This is a genomic window from Longispora urticae (assembly GCF_053902585.1).
The window spans coordinates 296373-314771 of record NZ_JAQZSH010000041.1 but is presented as its reverse complement, the minus strand read 5'-3'; the positions used below and the strand labels follow the sequence as shown (position 1 = coordinate 314771).

General features: G+C 74.7%; 17 protein-coding genes. 7 read left to right on the top strand and 10 right to left on the bottom strand.

Features of this window, described 5'->3' with window-relative positions:
• Positions 1-6: 6 nt before the first annotated feature.
• Positions 7-1788: a hypothetical protein gene (locus PT931_RS29135; protein ID WP_456248906.1), complete on the top strand. Its 1782-nt coding sequence runs from the start codon at positions 7-9 to the stop codon at positions 1786-1788.
• 147 nt (positions 1789-1935) lie between these two features.
• Here the strand turns inward: PT931_RS29135 and PT931_RS29130 are convergent, their stop codons facing one another.
• The 3 genes from PT931_RS29130 to PT931_RS29120 form a co-directional block, all read right to left on the bottom strand.
• Positions 1936-2166, bottom strand: a complete 231-nt coding sequence (locus PT931_RS29130; protein WP_456248905.1) for a helix-turn-helix transcriptional regulator — start codon at positions 2164-2166, stop codon at positions 1936-1938.
• Positions 2160-2588 (bottom strand): hypothetical protein, encoded by a 429-nt coding sequence (locus PT931_RS29125; protein WP_456248904.1) that lies wholly within the window; start codon positions 2586-2588, stop codon positions 2160-2162. Before PT931_RS29125 ends, PT931_RS29130 begins: the two co-directional genes overlap by 7 nt.
• 101 nt (positions 2589-2689) lie before the next feature.
• Positions 2690-3673 (bottom strand): DUF5937 family protein, encoded by a 984-nt coding sequence (locus PT931_RS29120; RefSeq protein ID WP_456248903.1) that lies wholly within the window; start codon positions 3671-3673, stop codon positions 2690-2692.
• A 158-nt stretch (positions 3674-3831) separates the two neighbouring features.
• Here PT931_RS29120 and PT931_RS29115 point away from each other — a divergent pair, with 158 nt between their 5' ends.
• Together PT931_RS29115 and PT931_RS29110 are read left to right on the top strand one after the other, a co-directional pair.
• On the top strand, positions 3832-4395 hold the full coding sequence (locus tag PT931_RS29115) for a tetratricopeptide repeat protein (RefSeq protein WP_456248902.1): 564 nt from the start codon (positions 3832-3834) through the stop codon (positions 4393-4395).
• A 64-nt stretch (positions 4396-4459) separates the two neighbouring features.
• Positions 4460-5068 (top strand): NIPSNAP family protein, encoded by a 609-nt coding sequence (locus PT931_RS29110; RefSeq protein WP_456248901.1) that lies wholly within the window; start codon positions 4460-4462, stop codon positions 5066-5068.
• Positions 5069-5098: 30 nt separating this feature from the next.
• Here PT931_RS29110 and PT931_RS29105 read toward each other — a convergent pair whose 3' ends face one another.
• Together PT931_RS29105 and PT931_RS29100 are read right to left on the bottom strand one after the other, a co-directional pair.
• Positions 5099-5470, bottom strand: coding sequence for a VOC family protein (locus PT931_RS29105; RefSeq protein WP_456248900.1), 372 nt, complete (start codon positions 5468-5470; stop codon positions 5099-5101).
• A gap of 160 nt (positions 5471-5630) precedes the next feature.
• Positions 5631-6032 carry a hypothetical protein gene (locus PT931_RS29100; protein ID WP_456248899.1) on the bottom strand — a complete coding sequence of 134 codons (402 nt, stop codon included), beginning with the start codon at positions 6030-6032 and terminating at the stop codon, positions 5631-5633.
• 230 nt (positions 6033-6262) lie between these two features.
• Between PT931_RS29100 and PT931_RS29095 the strand changes: the two genes are divergently transcribed.
• A complete protein-coding gene (locus PT931_RS29095) occupies positions 6263-7675 on the top strand; it encodes an alkaline phosphatase PhoX (RefSeq protein WP_456248898.1) in 1413 nt (470 codons plus the stop codon).
• A 56-nt stretch (positions 7676-7731) separates the two neighbouring features.
• On the opposite strand, the gene PT931_RS29090 is transcribed toward PT931_RS29095, so the two are convergent.
• From PT931_RS29090 to PT931_RS29080, 3 genes are all read right to left on the bottom strand, one after another.
• Positions 7732-9018, bottom strand: a complete 1287-nt coding sequence (locus PT931_RS29090) for an alpha/beta hydrolase family protein (protein ID WP_456248897.1) — start codon at positions 9016-9018, stop codon at positions 7732-7734.
• 61 nt (positions 9019-9079) lie between these two features.
• The gene (locus tag PT931_RS29085) at positions 9080-10048 is read right to left on the bottom strand and encodes a class I SAM-dependent methyltransferase (protein WP_456248896.1); all 969 of its coding nucleotides are present in this window, start codon (positions 10046-10048) and stop codon (positions 9080-9082) included.
• Positions 10048-10341 (bottom strand): hypothetical protein, encoded by a 294-nt coding sequence (locus PT931_RS29080; protein ID WP_363723382.1) that lies wholly within the window; start codon positions 10339-10341, stop codon positions 10048-10050. Before PT931_RS29080 ends, PT931_RS29085 begins: the two co-directional genes overlap by 1 nt.
• Positions 10342-10399: 58 nt before the next feature.
• Here PT931_RS29080 and PT931_RS29075 point away from each other — a divergent pair, with 58 nt between their 5' ends.
• Entirely contained in the window at positions 10400-11035 is a 636-nt protein-coding gene (locus PT931_RS29075; RefSeq protein WP_456248895.1) for a TetR/AcrR family transcriptional regulator, read from the top strand.
• A gap of 69 nt (positions 11036-11104) precedes the next feature.
• On the opposite strand, the gene PT931_RS29070 is transcribed toward PT931_RS29075, so the two are convergent.
• Positions 11105-14209, bottom strand: coding sequence for a BTAD domain-containing putative transcriptional regulator (locus PT931_RS29070; RefSeq protein WP_456248894.1), 3105 nt, complete (start codon positions 14207-14209; stop codon positions 11105-11107).
• A gap of 980 nt (positions 14210-15189) precedes the next feature.
• Here PT931_RS29070 and PT931_RS29065 point away from each other — a divergent pair.
• Entirely contained in the window at positions 15190-15588 is a 399-nt protein-coding gene (locus PT931_RS29065) for a hypothetical protein (protein ID WP_456248893.1), read from the top strand.
• A gap of 57 nt (positions 15589-15645) precedes the next feature.
• Here PT931_RS29065 and PT931_RS29060 read toward each other — a convergent pair whose 3' ends face one another.
• Positions 15646-16941, bottom strand: coding sequence for an MFS transporter (locus tag PT931_RS29060; protein ID WP_456248892.1), 1296 nt, complete (start codon positions 16939-16941; stop codon positions 15646-15648).
• 373 nt (positions 16942-17314) lie between these two features.
• Between PT931_RS29060 and PT931_RS29055 the strand changes: the two genes are divergently transcribed.
• Positions 17315-18316 carry a GNAT family N-acetyltransferase gene (locus PT931_RS29055; RefSeq protein WP_456248891.1) on the top strand — a complete coding sequence of 334 codons (1002 nt, stop codon included), beginning with the start codon at positions 17315-17317 and terminating at the stop codon, positions 18314-18316.
• Positions 18317-18399: the final 83 nt, after the last annotated feature.

Here is an 18399-nt window from a genome sequence, read left to right as displayed (position 1 = left end):
GGACTGATGCGCAAGAGAGTTCTCGCGGCGTCCGCCACCGCACTCGGGCTGCTCGTCGGCCTGGGTCCGGCGACGGTCCAGGCCGCGCCGACCGGACCGGGCGTCCCCACGGTGTGCGGCGACCGCCGCCCGGCCGACGCGGACCCCGGCAGCTACGGCATGCAGCTCGACGGCAGTTTCCGGCACCCCGACCTGACCCCGGCGAACGAGGAGCGCCGCGCGTTCCCGGGCGGGGCGCAGGAGCTGTTCCCGAAGACGTTCGGCTACGACCCGAACAGCTACACGTCCGGGGACGTCAAGGTGGAGGCCTCCTACCGGGGGGCCCAGTTCACCCCCGACTACTTCCACACCTGGCAGAACATCGTCGACTTCGACGGCCGGCGGTACATGTTCCAGTACGACCGCAGCGCCGGCCGGGTGTACGACATCACCGACGTGAAGAACGTGAAGGTCGTCGAGACCATGAGCCGCGACGACGTCTCGGTGCCCTACGGCGAGAACGTCGAGAAGTACGCCGGGAAGGACTGGGCGGCCTACGACTACTGGGGCGCGTCCACGATCCAGTGGAACGCGAAGCTCAAGGCCTACGTCATGGTGCAGAGCTTCGAGCAGAAGCGCCAGGTCGGGGAGCTGGGCGACAGTCCGGAGCACTCCAAGTTCCACAACCCGGAGGGCGTGGCCGCGCTGCGGGAGACCAAGGGCCTCAAGGGCTTCAAGGTGTACCAGCTCAACGGGCCGCGCAAGAAGGACTGGAAGCTGCTGTCCACGGTCAGCACGGACGCCTCGATCGCCGACCCGCTGAACTCGAACCCGACCGGCGCGCCGCAGCAGGGCTCGGGCTCGATCGACACGCCGTACTACATCGGCGAGAAGTACATGTTCATCGCCACCGCGCCGCTGGACTCGTGGAGCAACACCGAGGTGCCCACGTACCTCTACTCCCCCGGCTACCAGGCCTGGGACATGTCGAACCCGGCGGCGCCGAAGAAGCTCGGCGAGTGGCACTACCCGGGCCAGCTGGCCTCCGAGGCGGCGGCCTACGCGAAGAACCAGCGGTGCGGCAACCAGACGTCCTGGATGGGCGCGCGGATGTCGCTGTTCATCCCGCAGCCCGTGGAGCACGGCGGCAAGTACGCGTTCGCCGCGCTCGCCGGGTTCGGCATGTCCATCCTGGACATCTCCGATCCGGCGAACATGAGGCAGGTCGGGCACGTGGACCTGCCGGCCAGCGTCGGCGGCACCGAGGCGGACAACGTCGACGTGTCGCAGTACGCGAAGACCGGATACGTGTACGTGTCCGGGTACCCGCTCGGTGAGGACTGCTACGAGCCGTACAAGGACGTGTTCCAGATCGACGCCCGGAACCCGGCCCAGCCCCGGATCGTCGGCGCCCTGCCCCGGCCGGAGCCCGCGAAGAAGGCGAAGTTCGACGACTACTGCCAGCGCGGCGGCAGCTTCGGGCCGAAGCGGACCGGTTCGTACACGTCGCCGGGCGACCCGGACCAGGGCCTGCTGCCCTACGCGTTCTACAACGCCGGGGTGCAGTTCTACGACACGTCCGACCCGAAGCGGCCGAGGATCGCGGCCCAGTTCGTGCCGGCCGGGTACAGCAAGGACGTGCCCGACTACGCCCGGGGCAACCAGACCCACGCCGTGTACGTGGAGTGGGACCGCAACCTGGTGTGGGTGTTCACGAACGACGGCATCTACGCGCTGTCGTCGGACAAGCTGATCGGCCGGCCGGACCTGAACGCGCCCCGGCAGCCGTTCCGCAACAGCTGGCGCTAGGCACGCAGTGAGGGCCGTGCGTCCCGGAGGACCCCGGGGCGCACGGCTCCCGTCCTACGTGACCGTCGCCGTCGCGGTCCCGGTCGCCGCCGCCGGGTCGATGAGCAGGGTGTACACCCCAGCCACCGGCCGCGTCACGCTCGCCCCCTAGGAGCCGTCCTCCGCGTCGGGATAGCCGAACACGTCGTCGAGCCGGACCCCGAACACCCGGGCGATCTGGAAGGCCATCTCCAACGACGGCGAGTACCGGCCGGCCTCGATGGCGATGACGGTCTGGCGGGTCACGCCGATCCGTTCCGCCAGCTCCGCCTGGGTCATCTCGCCGCGCGCGAACCGCAGCGCCCGGATCGCGTTGGTCACCCTGGTCGGCTTCACCACGAGTGGAACCCCCGCCGGTAGGCCACGATCTTCGCCACGGACCCGAGGATCGCCGACAGGAAGAACGACAGGCAGATGACGTTGGCGATCCAGAAGTGGTCCCACTCGGCCAGCGCCATGGCCAGCGCCGCGATCCCGCCGGCGACGACCAGGGACTGCCCGGTGTACTCGCCGAACCGGTTGATCTCGCGGTCCCGCTGGTCGGTGTGCCGCGCCTCGCGGGGGCCGGCGATCGACGCCAGGATGGTCAGCACGATCGAGGCGACGATCGCCGCGCCCACCGTCCACAGCAGGGTGGCCACGTAGGGCACGTCGGCGAGCGGGGTAGGGCCCGCCCGGCCGAGGATGATGACGGCGTAGGTCGCGTAGGCGACGGCGGAGACCACCACCATGATCCATGCGCGTTTCTCTTCGGTCGGCATGCCATCAATGTAAAGCAACTTTGACATGATGTCTAGTTTCCTTAACCCCATTCGAGGGGTACCGGCCTCCGGCGCCCCGCTTCCCCGGTCTCCGGCACAGGTCAGCGGCCCGGCTGGCTGGCCGCGTCGCCGAGGGCCGTGCGCCGGTAGCGGATCTCGTGCCGGTGGCGCTCCCCCACCACGAACCCCGCGTCCCGCAGGATCGTCAGGTGCTCCGACACGGTGCCCGCCGCGAGCGCGTACCGGTGGGCCAGCGCGGTCGTGGTCGCCGGCCCGGTCAGGCCGGTGAGCAGCGCGGCCCGGGTCCGGCCGATCAGGCGGGCGAGGGCCGCGTCGGGGGTGCCGTGCGCCGGTTCCCACAGGGCCCCGATCCCGCGCGCCGGGTAGATCACGGCCGGCTGCCAGGGCGGGTCGAGGACGACGACCACCTGGTCCCACTTGAAGACGCTCGGCATCAGGAGCACGCCCTCGCCGCGCAGGTCGCGGTGGTCGTCGTCGCCCCGCGCCCGGGTCAGGGTGTTGTCCTGCCAGCGCAGCGCCGGGTGCAGCTCCGCGAACAGCCGGTCGAGGCCGCCCTCCGCGAGCCGGCGGGACTGGAAGCCCACGTCGGCGTCGAGCAGCGCGCGGACCCGGGGCCAGACCGGCTCGACCAGGACGTGCCACGCCTCCCGGAGCAGCCCGGTCAGCAGCCGGAGCACCTCGGCCGGGTCGCCGAGCAGCAGCCGGCCCGTGGCGCTGTCGGCCGCGCCGGGGGTGTCGCGCAGCGAGAGCTCGATCTCCGCGCGGACCCGCTCGGGCGGGGTCGCCGCGATCCGGGCCAGGTCCTCGTCGAACCGCACCAGCGGGCCGGTCGGCGGCGGGGCGAGGAAGTCGGGGGCGTACCCGCGCCGCGGCTGCAGGAGCGTGACCGGGCGCAGGTCCAGGCCCGCGAGCCGGGGGCGGGCGGCGTCCAGCCAGCGCTGGTGGTGCCCGGGGCTCTCCTCCGGGGACGTCAGGCGGATCGCGGACACGGTCTCGAACACGGCGGACATCCCGAACCGGCAGCGCAGCAGGTCGGTGGGGCCGAACCGCAGCGAAGCGGCCATGACCTGCTCCTTTCCGGTCGGTCGACGGCGGCCGGGCGGCTCCGGACGCGGGCGGGCCACGGCACACCGGCGTCTCCGACCCGACGATCCCGGACGCGAGATTCGGGGAGGGCCGAATCAGTGGTGCCGACCCTAGCAGTACCCGCAGGATGGCTTTCATGATCACCCGCCGGCACGGCGGGCCTGCCACGGAGGAGCACACCATGACGCACCCGACCCCCGCACCGTCCGCCGAGTGGGAGCGGCGGAGCGTGGCCCTGTGGGCGACGATCGACGCGCACACCGAGGAGGAGTTCGTGGCGCTGGTCGACGAGCTGGTCGCGGACCTGCCGGCCGACAGCGGGCTGGCCCTGTTCGAGCGCGCGGCGGCCCAGGACTCCACGGGGCACTCGGACCGGGCCGTGCCGCTGTACGCCCGGGCCCTGGAGGCCGGGCTGCCCGGGGAGCGCCGGCGCCGGGCCGTGATCCAGATGTCCAGCTCGCTGCGGAACCTGGGCCGGGCGGAGGAGAGCGTGCGGCTGCTGACCGCCGAGCGCGCCCTCGGCACGGACCACCTCAGCGACGCGGTCGCGGCGACCCTGGCCCTGGCGCTCGCCGACACCGGCCGCGAGCGCGAGGCCGTGTCGGTGGCCGTGGCGGCGCTCGCCCCGCACCTGCCCCGGTACCAGCGCTCGATGGCCAACTACGCGCGCCTGCTCGTGGAGCCGGACGAGGAGGCCTGACTCCTCAGGTCCGGGCGGGATCACTGACAGGGGATGTCAGGGGGGCCGGCGTAGCGTCCGGGGCATGATGATCGTGGAACTGCGGCAGTACACCCTGCGGCCCGGGCGGCGGGACACACTGATCGACCTGTTCGAGCGGGAGTTCGTCACCGGACAGGAGGCGGCCGGGATCCGGGTCGGCGGCCGGTACCGCGACCTCGACGACCCGGACCGGTTCGTCTGGCTGCGGGCGTTCCCCGACATGGTCGCCCGGGCGGCCGCGCTCACGGAGTTCTACACCGGACCGGTCTGGCGGGAGCACCGCGACGCGGCCAACGGCACGATGCTCGACTCCGACGACGTACTGCTGCTGCGCGGCCCCGGGTTCGACACCCCGCCCGGGGCCGGGCTGGTCACGGCCACGATCTGCCACCCGCGCGACCCGGCGACGTTCCCGGACCTGTTCGCGCGCCGCCTGCGCCCGGCACTGACGGCCGCCGGGGCCGGGCCGCTGGCCCCGCACCGGACCGAACACGCGGAGAACACGTTCCCGGCGCTGCCCGTCCGGACCGGCGAGGACGTGTACTGCTGGTTCGGCACCGGACCGGCCGACGTCGCGTGGCCGGCGGACGTGACCGCCGCGCTCCTGTCGACGCCCCGCCAGCTCCGCCTGGAGCCGGTCCGACCGCGCTGAGCCCCCGAGGGGTCAGCGGGGCTGGAGCGGTCAGCGGGGCTGGAGGACCGACAGGATGTTGCCGGCCGGGTCCGTGAACCACGCGATGTCCGGACCGTGGCCGCGCATGACCCCCTTGTCGTCCTGCCGGAAGCCCTCGTAGCGCTCGAACACCACCCCGCGCGCCGTCAGCTCGTCCACCGCCTCGTCGATGTCGTCGACCGGGAAGTTGAGGATCGTGAAGGTGGCCGGGACGTGGCCCTCCTTCGGGTACACGACGACCTCGCCGCCGCCCGCGAGGTGCAGGGTGAGCATGCCGTTCTCCTCCGTCACCCGCAGGCCGAGGATGTCGCCGTAGAACTGTCGCGCCCGGGACACGTCCCCGACCGCGAACCCGCTGAACGCCCTGGTCTCCGCGAACATGCCGTCTCCTCTCGCCGAACTCTCCACCGTTGCCGTGCCCCCGGGCGCTCCCGGCGAAACCCACCCGCGCGCCTGGATATTCCGGACAGAACGCTGATTCTGCCAGGGACCCGGGGGCGCGGCGCGCACCGTGCCCCCGCGTACCCCTCCGAACGGGTTTCTAGAGGGCGCGGCAGACCGGGGGTGCCGTGGCGACGTGGGGGCTGGTGCGTTTCGCCGAGACACACCACCGCTGGCTGCCGGCGGGGTTGCTCGCGGACGTCGTGACGGTGCAGGTCAGGGCGCGGCAGGACTTGTTCGCGCTGGTCGGGAGGGCGCCGTCGCGGGTCAGCGTCACGGTCACGCCCAGGTTCGTCACCACCCCCGGGCAGCCGGCGGTGGCCTCGGCGACCACCCGGCCGCCGTTGAGGTAGGGCGCCTTCGCCGTGATCGTGCACTCGACCAGGATCCCCGCCTCCCCCGTGCCGGCCGCGCCCGCCGGGGCGCCCGCGCCGAGCAGCACCCCCGCGGCGACTGTGGACAAAAGGAACAGGGTGCGGGCGGTCTGCCATCGGGTCGTCATGGTTCCTCGTTTCGGTAAGTGATCCGTGCGGACAGGTCAATTCGATGCGGACGGGGGTTGTCCCGCCACCTGACCAGCCGTCCGGGACTGACTCGGACGCCCGATACGCCCGATGGTCCCATGGATTTGCCCCGTGTTCGCCTGTCGTTCACCCGCTGCGGCCCGGGCGTTCGGACGCCCTGACTTGGGTGCTCCTAGTACCCCTGAGCTTCCACTGGAAGGTGTCCACCGTGACGTCCCCACTGTCCCGTCGCACGCTGCTGCGCACCAGCGCTGTCGGAGGCCTCGGCATCGCCGTCGCCGGAAGCATCGAAGCCATCGCCGGCCCCGTCGCCGCCCAGGCCTGGCGCCCGGACGGCACCTACGGTGCCCTCGTCGCCGACCCGAAGGGTCTGCTCGCGCTCCCGCCCGGCTTCACCTACGAGATCGTCGCCCAGGCCGGCGTCACCAAGCTGGAGACCGGCGAGTTCACCCCCGGCGCCCAGGACGGCACCGGCTGGTTCCGCGGCCCGAACGGCACCGTGCTCGTCAACAACCACGAGCTCAGCGGCAACCCGGCCAACCGGGTCCCCGCCCTGCCGGGCCTGACGTACGACCCGGGCGCGCCGGGCGGCACCACCAACATCGAGACCGACCGCTGTGGCGTCCGGATCCGCGAGTACGTGAGCCTCGCCGGCACCCTGACCAACTGCGCGGGCGGCACCACCCCGTGGAAGACGTGGCTGACCTGCGAGGAGACCGAGCAGAAGGCCAACGCCACGTACAAGAAGGACCACGGGTACGTCTTCGAGGTCGACCCGCTGGACAACACCGCGAACCTCAACCCGGTGCCGCTGAAGTTCCTCGGCCGCTTCGCCCACGAGGCCGTCGCCGTGGACCCGACCACGCACCAGATCTACGAGACCGAGGACGCGGGCAACCCGCTGGGCCTGTACTTCCGCTGGACCCCGCCGGCCGGCTGGCGCGGCAGGAAGGGTGCCCTGCGCGACCTGGCCCTCAGCGAGGGTGGCGACACGGCCGGCACCCTGGAGGCCATGAGCTGCTACGACGGCATGAACCACGTGGCCAACCTGGCCGAGGCCACCGTGCCGGGCACGAAGTACTCGGTCAAGTGGGTGAACGTGCCCGACCGCGACGCGAAGACCGTCTCGGTGCGCAAGCAGTTCACCACCGACCAGGTGACCCGGAGCAAGAAGCTCGAGGGCCAGTGGTGGGCGGACAACGGCGTCTACTTCGTCGCCAGCTTCTCCCGCAAGTCCGACGGGCACATCAACGAGCACGACGGCCAGGTCTGGTACTACGACCCGGCGACCCAGACCGTCACCCTGAAGACCATCTTCGGCGTCAACACCGACCCCGACTCCGAGGGTACGAACTGGGACGGCCCCGACAACATCACGGTCTCCCCGTACGGCGGCGTGATCCTCGCCGAGGACGGCGGCGGCGTGTCGCACCTCGTCGGCGTGAACCGGCAGGGCAAGTCGTTCGCGATGGCGCGCAACGAGCTGAACGACTCCGAGTTCACCGGTCCGGTGTTCAGCGGCGACGCCCGGGTGCTGTTCGCGAACATCCAGACCCCGGGGTACGTGCTGGCGATCCTCGGGCCGTGGGGCGCCGTGGACCGCACGCCCGGCGTGTACTAGGAACCAACGGCGCCGCCCCCGTGTGGAGCGGGGGGCGGCGCCGCGTGCACGGCCGGCTACGTCGTGCGGGTGGCTCCCGGCAGCGCGCGCCGTCCCGGTGCGACCCGGGAACGGAGGGCCGGGTGCGGCCGGCCCGCGCGCCAGCGCACCTCCACCTCCGGGAACCCCGCCGCCGGCCCGTCGAACAGCTCCGTCGCCCGGCCGCGCAGCCACAGGTCGAAGTAGGCCCGCAGGTAGGTCCGGGCCACCCGGGAGGACCGGTCGGGCGCGATGGTCCCGAACAGCACCGCGAACAGGTCCGCCGGCCACAGGTCCGCCAGCCCGGCCGGCTCGACGAACCACGGCGGGTCCACCTGGGAGTAGTGGCCCGAGCCGGCGAGGACCAGGTGGCGGCCCCAGCCCCGGTGCCGGGCGCGGAACACCGGCCACGTGTCGTGGTCCCAGTCGGCCGTGGCGAGCAGGAACGGCCGGTCCAGGCCGATCTCCGGCGCGCGGGTGCCGAAGAACGCGCCGTCGAGGTTCACGCCGCACCGCACCCGGCGGTCCCGCAGCATCCAGTCCGCCGCCGCCGGACCGCCCATGGAGTGGCCGAGCACGCCGAGCCGGGTCACGTCCGCCACCGGCCAGCGGGCGCACCAGTCGGCGACGAAGCGCAGGTCCGCGACGCGTACCCCGATGTTGAGGGTGTCGTCGGCGGCGGTCGGCTCGGCGGGCAGCCGGGAGGTCTCCAGCCGGCCGCCCGGGAACTCCACCGCGTCCGCGTCGTAGGTGTGGTCCACGGCCACGACCAGGTATCCGTGGCTGGCGAGGTCCTCGGCGAGGGTGGTCGCGTTGGTCCGGCCGCCGCCCCAGCCGTGCGAGAACAGGACCACCGGGCAGCCGGTGCGCGCGGGCGGGGCGCCCGTGCGGGCGTACGGGCGCAGCTGGGCGAGCGAGCCGGCGGGTACGCCGAGGCCGGCCTCGAGGTGCGCGACGGCCTTCGGGGCGAGGTAGGCGGCCCGGGGGCCGGGGGCCGGGGCCGCCGGGTACCAGGCCTGGACCATCAGCTCGCGCCAGCGCTGGCCGGGGGCGTACGGGTCCCGTCGGGAGTGGTCGACGAGGCGGGTGGACAGGGTGCCGACGGGCCGGGGGCCGGTGGGGGCGGGGAGCCACTCGCGGGGCGGGGTGGGGCCGCCGGGCTCGGCCGGGTCGCCGGGCCGGTCCGGGTCGCCGGGCGGGGCGGGCGGGGCGGCCCCGGGTGGGCCTCCGGGTGCCGCCGAGGCCGTCGAGGGAGCCAGGCCCGCCCCGGTCACCCCCGCTCCGGCCAGCGCGAACCCGGACAGCAGCACGGCACGACGGTCCACGGCGGCCACCTTCAGTTAAGAGTCCTAAGTGAAGTCAGGCTAGGGGCGCCGTCGACCGGGGTCAATGGTCCGGCGCCCGCGCGGTGAGCAGCCAGAGGCCGGCCGGCAGGCGGTACCCGACGCCGCGTTCCCGGTACCGGGAAAGGAGTTTCGCCGCCCCGGCCCGCGCGGCGGCCTGCCGGGCCGGGGACGCCGCCCGGTACGCGGCCCCCGCCGGCCCGACCTCCACGAGCCACGCCGCGACCGTCTCGGGCTGGTCGGGCGCGCGCAGCTCGACGTCGTGCGCCTCGACCCCGACCTCGGCGAACCCGGCGGCGACCAGGACCCGGCGGGCGCGCCCGGCGTCGGCGAACGCGAACGGGCCCGGCTCGTCGCCGACCGGCAGCGGTGGGAGCGCCCCGACGTGCGGCGCGGCCCCGAGCAGCGCCGCCGCCAGCCACGGGTTCGCGCCCCCGTCGCGGAACACGGTCGCCGCGAGCCGCCCGCCCGGCCGCAGCGCCCGGCGGACCGTCGCGCAGCCGGCGACGGGGTCGGTCAACAGCATCAGGGCCATCCGGGAGTACGCGGCGTCGAACGGCGCGCCGGGCACCTCCGGCACGGTCTCGATGTCGGCGGCGAGGAACCGCGGCCCCGGAAACCGTTCGGCGGCGGCGCGCACCATGTCCACGGAGAGGTCCAGGCCGACGGCCGTGCCGGTCGGCCCGACGGCGGCGGCCAGCTCGGCCGTGGTGCCGCCGCAGCCGCAGCCGACGTCGAGGATCCGTTCGCCGGGGCGCGGGCGGAGCCGGTCGACGGCCACGGCGCCCAGCGGCCGGCCGAGCGCGTCCTGGCGGTCGGCGTGCCGGATCCAGCCGGCAGCGGCCCCGGCCCAGAAGTCGGCGTTGCGGGCCCGGGCGGCCGCGCGGGCGGGCGGCTCTCCCACACGCCGGGGGCCGTCGAGGTCCGGGCCGGACACGCCGGACCCCGGGCCGGACGGGCCGACATCCGGGTCGGACAGTCCCACGACGGGGCCGGACAGGTGGCCGGGCATCAGAACGGCATCTCCGCACCGGTCACCACGACGGACCGGAACCCCGCCGCCTTGCCCGCGTCGAACCCGTCCTCCTGGGCGGCCAGCCCCGCGGCCCGCAGCAGCCGCTCGGACTGGAACCGGCGGAACGCGTCCTCGTCCCGCCACACGTTGATGATCCGCCAACCGCCCTCGACGGGGCCGGCGACGTGCGCGAGCAGCCCGGGCGGCCGGTCGGGCCCGAGGTGCTTCTCCACCATCCGGTACTCGGCCTCGTCGACCCCGGGCATCTCCTGCAGCACTCCGTACGGCACGGCCACCACCTCTTTCAATAGAGTGAACCTCTATCCAATAGAGCACTACACTACTCCGGTGGTTGTCAAGAGGCGGTACGACGCGAGCGGGCGGCAGGAACAGGCCCGCCGGACCCGCCGGGCGATCCTGGACGCGGCCGGCAGGCTGTTCGTGGACCCCGGCTACGCGGCCACCCCCCTGACCGCCGTCGCCACCGAGGCCGGTGTCGCGGTCCAGACGGTCTACGCGGTGTTCGGCACCAAGCAGCGGCTGCTGTCCGCTCTGGTCGACGTCACGATCGCCGGGGACGACGAGCCCGTGGCGCTGCCCGACCGGCCGTTCGTCGCCGAGATCCGGGCCCTGCCGGACGCCCGGGCGAAGCTCGCGCGGTACGCCCGGCACCTCGTCGAGACCCACGCCCGGCAGACCGACGTGATGCTCGCGCTGGCCGGGGCGGCCACGGCGGACCCCGAGGCGGCCGAGATCTGGCGGCGCAACGTCGAGGACCGCCGGCGCGGCATGGGCATGTTCGCCGCCGAGCTGGTCGGGACCGGGCAGGTCCGGGCCGATCAGGACGTCGAGGGCGTCACCGACGTGCTCTGGCTGGCGATGGACTTCCGCAACTACGACTGGCTGGTCCGGCAGCGCGGCTGGCCGGCCGAACGGTTCGAGCGGTGGTTCGTGGCGACGGTGGCGGCGGTGGTCCTGGCCTGAGGGCCGCGCCCGACCCAAGCCATGACGCCCGGTCCGGCCCGGGCCACCATGCCCGGGCCCGGGGCGCGCCTAGCCCGGCCCGCGCACCACCACGTCACACGACGCGAACTCCTCCAGGTACGCCCGCAGCTGCCGCTCCTCCACCACCCCGAGCCGCCCGTACATCCCCAGCGCCCGCTCCCAGCAGGACACCGCCTCCCGGAGCTCCCCGAGCCCGTGGTGCCCGCGCCCCAGCCCCTCGACGGCCCTGGCCCGCGCGTAGGCGTCCCCGGTCTCCAGCGCGACGGCCTCGGCGAGGGCGTGCAGCCGCAGTACCTCCTCCGGGTCGCGGCTGGCGGCGCCCAGGCCGTTGAGGGCGTGCGCCTCCAGGTTGCGGTCGCCGAGTTCGCGGGCGAGGTCCAGGGCGCGGCGGTGGTGGTCGCGGGCCAGGTCCAGGTCGCCGGCGCGGTGGTGCACGTCGCCGATGCCGGTGAGCGAGTAGCCCTCCGAGGACCGGTGGCCGATCTCGCGGTGCAGGCGGCGGGCCCGCGCGTAGTGGTCGAGGGCCAGGTCGTACTGGTCGAGCCGGCCGTGGATCAGGCCCAGGTTGGCCAGGGTGTTGGCCTCGCCGCGCCGGTTGCCGGTCTCCCGCGTGACGGCGAGCGCCCGCCGGCAGTGGTCGAGGGCCTCCTCGTACCGGCCCAGCCGGTGGTACACGGTCGCCAGGTTGGCCAGCGCCGTGCCCTCGACCTCCCGGTTGCCGACGTCGCGGGTGGCCACCAGCGCCTGGCGGAAGTGCTCGGCGGCCTGCCGGTAGTCGCCGAGCCGGCCGTGGATGCCGCCGAGGGTGTTCAGCGCGATGGTCTCGCCGAGCCGGTGGCCGGCGGCCCGGTGCAGCGCCAGGGCCTGCCGCAGGTTGTCGAGGGCCAGGCCGAGGTCGCCCCGGTGGCCGTGGATCATGCCGAGGACGTCGAGCGCGCCGGCCTCGCCCTGCCGGTCGCCGGCCGCGCGGTGCAGCTCCAGCGCGCGGTGGACGTGGTCGAGGGCGAGGTCGTAGCCGGACCAGCGGAAGTGCACCTGGCCGAGGAAGCGGAGCAGGTCGGCCTGCCGGGCGGGCTCGTCGGTGGCCCGGAGGGCGTGGCCGTACAGGGTGAGGGAGTCGGCGTAGTGCGCGTGCGCGTCGAGGTAGCGCATCAGGGTGGTCGACAGGTCGTAGCCGAGCCCGGGCCGGCCGGCGGTGGGGGCCACCTCGGCGGCGGCGAGCAGGGTGGCCCGTTCGGCGGTCAGCCAGGCGAGCGCGGCGTCCTTGCCGGCGAACGCGACGGGGGTGGGGCGCCCGACCACGGGCCCGGGGTACCGGCCGGGCGGCACGACCAGGTTCGTCAGGCCGACCGCGGCGGCGGCCGTGGACACGTAGTGGTCGAACAGCCGGCCCAGGGCCTCCTCGCGGTCGGCGGGGGCCTCGGCGGCGCGGGCGGCCGCGTACACCCGGACCAGGTCGTGGAAGGTGTAGCGGTCGTCGGCCGACCGCCCCAGCAGGTGCGCGTCGGCGAGCCGTTCCAGGAGGTCCTCCGTCTCCTCCGGGGTGCGGTCGGCGAGGGCCGCCACCGAGTCGGGGGCGAAGTCCGCGCCGGGGTGCAGGCCGAGGAGCCGGAACAGGCGGCGCTGGTCGGCGGGCAGCGCGTCGTAGGACAGGTTGAACGCGGCGGTCACGTCCCGGTCGTCGAGGGACAGTTCCGCGAGCCGCTGGTGTTCGGCGCGCAGCAGCTCCGCCAGGCGGGCGACGGGGCGGTGCCGGCGCAGCCCGATCCGGGCGGCGGCGATCCGGACGGCCAGTGGCAGGTACCCGCACAGCCGGAGGACCTCCGCGACGGCCTCGGGTTCGGCGAGCACCGCCTCCCCGGCGGCGGCCACGAACAGGGCGTGCGCGTCCTCGGCCGGCAGCACCTCCAGCAGCAGCGACTCGGCCCCTTCGAGGGTGGCGAGCCGCCGCCGGCTGGTGATCAGGACCAGATTTCCGGGGGTACCGGGCAGCAGCGGCCGGACCTGCCGCGCGTCGACCGCGTTGTCCAGCAGGATCAGCACCCGTCTGCCGGCGAGCCGGTCCCGCCACAGGGCGGCCCGCTCGTCGAGGTCGGCGGGCACCTGGTGCTCGGGGACGCCGAGCGCGCGCAGCAGCAGGCTCAGCGCCGCCCCGGAGTCGACGGGCGCCCGTCCGGGGGTGTATCCGTGCAGGTCGACGAACAGTTGCCCGTCGGGGAACCGGTCGGCGAGGGCGTGCGCGATGTGCACGGCCGTCGCGGTCTTGCCGATCCCGGGCATCCCGTCGATCGCGGAGATGACGACGGTGCGCGCGGCCCCCTCGGCGAGCGTCATCAGATACGCGACCTCCGCGACCCGCCCCGTGAAGTCCGGCACGTCGTACGGCAGCAGCCGGGGCACCCTGCGGGCGGCGGCCACCGGCGCGGCCGGGTTCAGGTCGGGGTCGTCGCGCAGGATCCGGGCGTGCAGCGCGGCGAGCTCCGGGGTCGGGTCGAGGCCGAGCTCGTCGGCGAGCTGCCGGCGCGCGTCCTCGTACCGGCGCAGGGCCTCGGACCGCCGGCCGTCCCGGTACAGCGCGAGCAGCAGCAGGCTCAGGAACCGTTCGCGCAGCGGGTGCTCGGCGTGCAGCCGGGCGAGTTCGGCGACGGCCCCGTGGTGCCCGCCGGCCCGCAGCTCCCGGTCGAGGCACTCCTCGGCGGCGGCCAGCCGTTCCTCGGCGAGCCCGGCGCGGAGCCGGTCGACCAGGGGCGTGCCGCGCAGGTCGGCGAGGGGGTCGCCCCGCCACAGGGCCAGCGCCGCCCGGAGCGGGGCCGGGTCGGGGCCGGTCAGGGCGTCGGCGACGGCCGCCTGGAACGCCCGGACGTCCACGTCGGCGGGCGGGACCTCCAACGCGTACCCCTGGCCGCTGCGGCGGATCTCGACCCCGGCGGGCCGGAACACGGCGCGCAGCCGGGACACGTAGGTCTGGATCAGGCCGGAGGTGCGGTCGGGCGGCGCCTCGCCCCACAGGCCGTCCACCAGCCGGTCGACGGGGACCACCCGGCCGGCGTCGAGCGCGAGCAGCGCCAGCACCGTCCGTTGCATCGCGGACCCCAGCGGAAGGGCCACCCCGCCGTGCCGGACCTCGACCGTCCCCAACAGTCCCACCCACATGGCCGGAAATGTAGCCGGCCGGACGGCGTTGACCTAGTAGATGTTCATCACTACCCACTGTCGACTACGGGGCGCGCCGCTCCGAGCACTGCCCGGGTTCGTCGCACCCCGTGACCCCACCCCTACCCGAGGGTAATATTTGCCCAGTCAACCATCTACGACCACCGCCCCACCTGCGAAGACATCCCCATCGACGCCGGTGTCACCGTCCCCGAGGCCATCGATCAACCCCACTCGACGGGTACGCCGCGCCGCGCCGCCCGACCCCGCGCCCCGGTCGCGCACGGTAACAGTTCCGCGTCCGCCCGGGCCGCCGTCCGGGCCCGGGCGGGCGCGGCCCGGTCGCCCCGGCGGCGCTTGCTGGTCGGCTCACAAGGACGCCTCGGCGTCGTGGTCGCGGTACACGGTGACCTCCAGGTTCGATCCGGCCCCCGGACGTCACCGGGTACCCGGCCACGCCGCGACCGAATTCACCGCGTCCGACCGGGGCCGGACCGGCCGCGTCGGCGGGCCGTGGACGGCCCCCGGAGTGCGGCGCGTAGGCTACTCCCCCGCGAGCCCCGATGGGGCCACAATGGCTCTGACCTGGCTGGATGTCCAGGTCGGAGGCCCACGGGCGGGCAGTCCGAACTGACTGATCAGGCGAACCGCCGGCCCCCGAACCGGGCGTAGCGTCAGGTCAGGCGCAGGAGAACCCAACCCACTCCGAACAGCTCACCACCTTGCGGCTGGCGCCTGCACCGCACCCTCGATGTCCTCGAGTATCCCGCCCGTCACAGCTGGGGGTGCGAAGGAACGAGCGGCGTCCGCCCTGGGCCATGGGGGCGGGCGCCGCTCGTCCGTCAGGCCGTCCCGGAGCCGCGCACCCGCCGGGCGATGCGTGTCCGCCAGTCGTCCGCCGGCTCCGGCTACCGCGCGCCCCCGGTCGGGGGCCGGGACGGGCCTGGGTCTGGCAGGCTGGACGGGTGCAGGCTGGAGAGGTGCGACCGCTGGTCGTCGTGGACTCCGCCAACGTGGTCGGCTCGCGGCCCGACGGCTGGTGGCGGGACCGGGCCGGGGCGGCGCGACGGCTCCTGGCGGAACTGCGCGGGTACCCGGGGGACGCGGAACTCGTCCTCGTCACGGAGGGCCGGGCCCGGATCGCCCCGCCCGACGGACCCGACGGGGCGGACGAACGCGTCGCGGTCGTGCACGCGCCCGGCTCCGGGGACGACCGGATCGTGGAACTCGTCGCCGGGGCGGTGGCCGCCGGGCCCGGCCGGTCGGTCACGGTGGTGACCGCCGACCGGGGACTGCGCGACCGGGTCACGGCGCTCGGCGCGGCGACGGTCGGCCCGCGCTGGCTGTGGGACCGCCTCGACCGCCCCGACGCGACGTGACCCGCACGGCGGTCCGACCGGGCCGGCGGCGGCACGGTCCGGCCTCCGCGCCACTGGTCAGATCGGCGGAGTCCGGGGCGGGGTGTCCGCCGCGCGCAGGCTCCGGGCCGCGTAGCCCCCGGCGGCCAGGACGAGCACGGCGCTCACCCCGAACACGGTGTCGATCCGGCCCAGGTGGACACCGGCCACGGCGAGGTGCGGGTCGCGGAGCACGGTGCTGACCAGCAGGCTGGCGAGCGACGCCGAGACCAGGGCCGGCAGGTGGTACGACAGCGTCAGCACCGCGCTGACCCGGCCCTGGTGGTCGCGCGGGACGAGCCGTTGGAACAGTGGCATCGCGGCCGAGGCCAGGACGCCCACGGTCAGGCTCTCGCAGAACGCGAGGACCAGCGCCGGGCCGATCGCGTCCGCCCGGGAGTAGCCGAGCAGCAGGGCGCCGTTGGCGAGCACCGCGGCCGTGTACACCCGGGCCGGGCCGTACCGGTCCGCGCACCGGCCGCCGACCAGGCCACCGGCGAGCGCGCCCACACCGAGGACCGCGCTCAGCACCCCGTACCAGATCCGGGGTTCGGCGTGCAGGTTCTCGGCGACGAAGTACACGTCCAGGGCCGTGACGGCTCCCGCGCCGACGACGGCGACCGTGCGGGTGAGCAGGACCGTGCGCAGGATCCGGTCGCGGGCGACGAACCGGAGCCCGGCCAGGTACTCCCGCCGCCAGGACGGCCTCCGGCGCGCGGCCGGGACCGCGGCCGTCGGGGCGACCCGGACCGCGCGGATCGCCGCGTAGGACACCAGGAACGACGCGGCGTTGGCCGCCAGCGCCCACTGGGGGCCGGCCGCGAACAGCAACGGACCGGCCAGCGGCGGGCCGACCAGGGCGGCGGACGCGACGACGGCCTGGTGGTGACCGGCGGCGCGCCCCCGCTGGTCGGTCGGCACGACATCGCCGAGCAGGACGAACCGGGCGGCGTTGAAGAACTGGGCCACGGCGGTGCTGGCGGCGACCAGTACCCCGATGAGGCCGAGCAGGACCGGCAGCGGGACCGTGCCGTCGGGCAGGGCCGCGACCAGGGTCAACGCCCCGATCAACCCGGCGCGGAGCAGGTCGGCGCGCAGCATGGTCCGGCGCTTGTCGGGCCAGCGGTCGACCAGGGCGCCGGCGACCGGGCCGACGAGCACCACGGTCCCGGCGACGACCGCGAGCACCGCGCCACTGACCAGCGGTGCGGACGGCCGGTCGGCGAGCAGCACCGTGGCCACCCAGAGCAGGACCGTGGCGTCGAACACGACGTCGCCCAGTGTGGACACCGCCCTGCCGACCCACAGCCAGGTGTGGTTCCGATTGATCATCATGTCGTTCCGCCTCGTCCTCGCGGGGATGCCCTGGTTCCGGGCACAAAAAAGCCTCGGATCCGTGGGATCGGATCCGAGGCGGGCCGTCGCGCGGCGGACGTTCGGGGGGCCGGGCGGAGTCACCGGCGCAGACAACCTAGCGGACGGCGGCTCCGGGCACCAGCCCACACCGATGAGCCCGTGGACCGGGCAGGCCACTCCCGGAGCCATGGGGGTCGAGGCACGGCGGGGCCAGCGGGTCCCCGGCGGACCCACGATCGGACGCACCCGCACCGGCGCCCCGGCCACACCCTGGAACGGTGAGTTCCGGGGGCGGTGTCGATTGCGGGGTTTGGCTATCGTGGGTCGTCGGACCACGACACGGGGAGTACCGATGCGGATCACGCTGTTCGAGCCCGACGCCGTCACGGAAGAGGACTGGGACGACCTGGTCGAGGTGAACCGCGCGGCGGCCGCCGCCGACCGCCCCGCCGAACCCGCGCCGACCCGCGACATGACGGTCACCCGGTTCACCGCGCCGCCGACGCCGACGCGCCGCCTGCCACGGTGGACACTCCGGGACGGCGGGCGGATCGTCGGCCACGCCATGCTCGTGCTCTTCGACGAAGAGAACACCGACCTGGCCGGCCTCGACGTCACGGTGCACCCGGACCACCGGCGGCGCGGCCTGGGCACGGCACTGCTGCGCACCCTGGTCGGAGCGGCCGGGAACCGGTCGACCCTCTTCCTGGAGGGCCTGCCAGAGGGCGGGCCGGGCGCGGCCTGGGCCGGGGCGCACGGCTTCGCGGTGGCGCAGCGCACCGCCCGGCAGGCGCTCGACCTGACCGCGGTGGACCGGTCCCGCTGGCGGACGCCGGCCGCCCCCGGCTACCGGCTGGCCCGGTGGCGGGACACCGTGCCGGAGGAGTTCCTGGTCTCCTACGCCACCGCCCGCAACGCCCTGCACGACGCTCCGCGGGGCGACCTGGACTTCGCGATGCCCACGTGGGATCCGCGCCGGGTGCGCGAGGCCGAGGAGACCACCCGCGGCCGGGGCGGCGAGACCCGGATCGTGGCGGCGGTGCACGAGGCGACGGGTACGGTGGCGGGCCTGACCCTCCTGGAGGTGTACGCGCACTCCCCCGCCGTCGGCCGCCAGCAGGACACCTGTGTGCTCGCCGCGCACCGGGGCCACCGGCTCGGCCTGTGGATGAAGGCGGACAACCTGCTGTGGCTCGCCGGGGACCGCCCGGAGGTCACCCGGGTGGCCACGTTCTCGGCGGCCGACAACGGGCCGATGCTGCACGTCAACCGGCAGGTCGGGTTCGTCGTGGAGGCCTCGACGCGCAACATGCGGGCCGACCGGGCGGCGCTGGCGGCACGCCTCGGCGTCTGACCGCCTCAGACGCGGTCGGCCGCGCGCCCCGGCCACGGGCCCACCCTGCCGGACGCACGGCCTGGCACGTCCGTAGGCGCCGG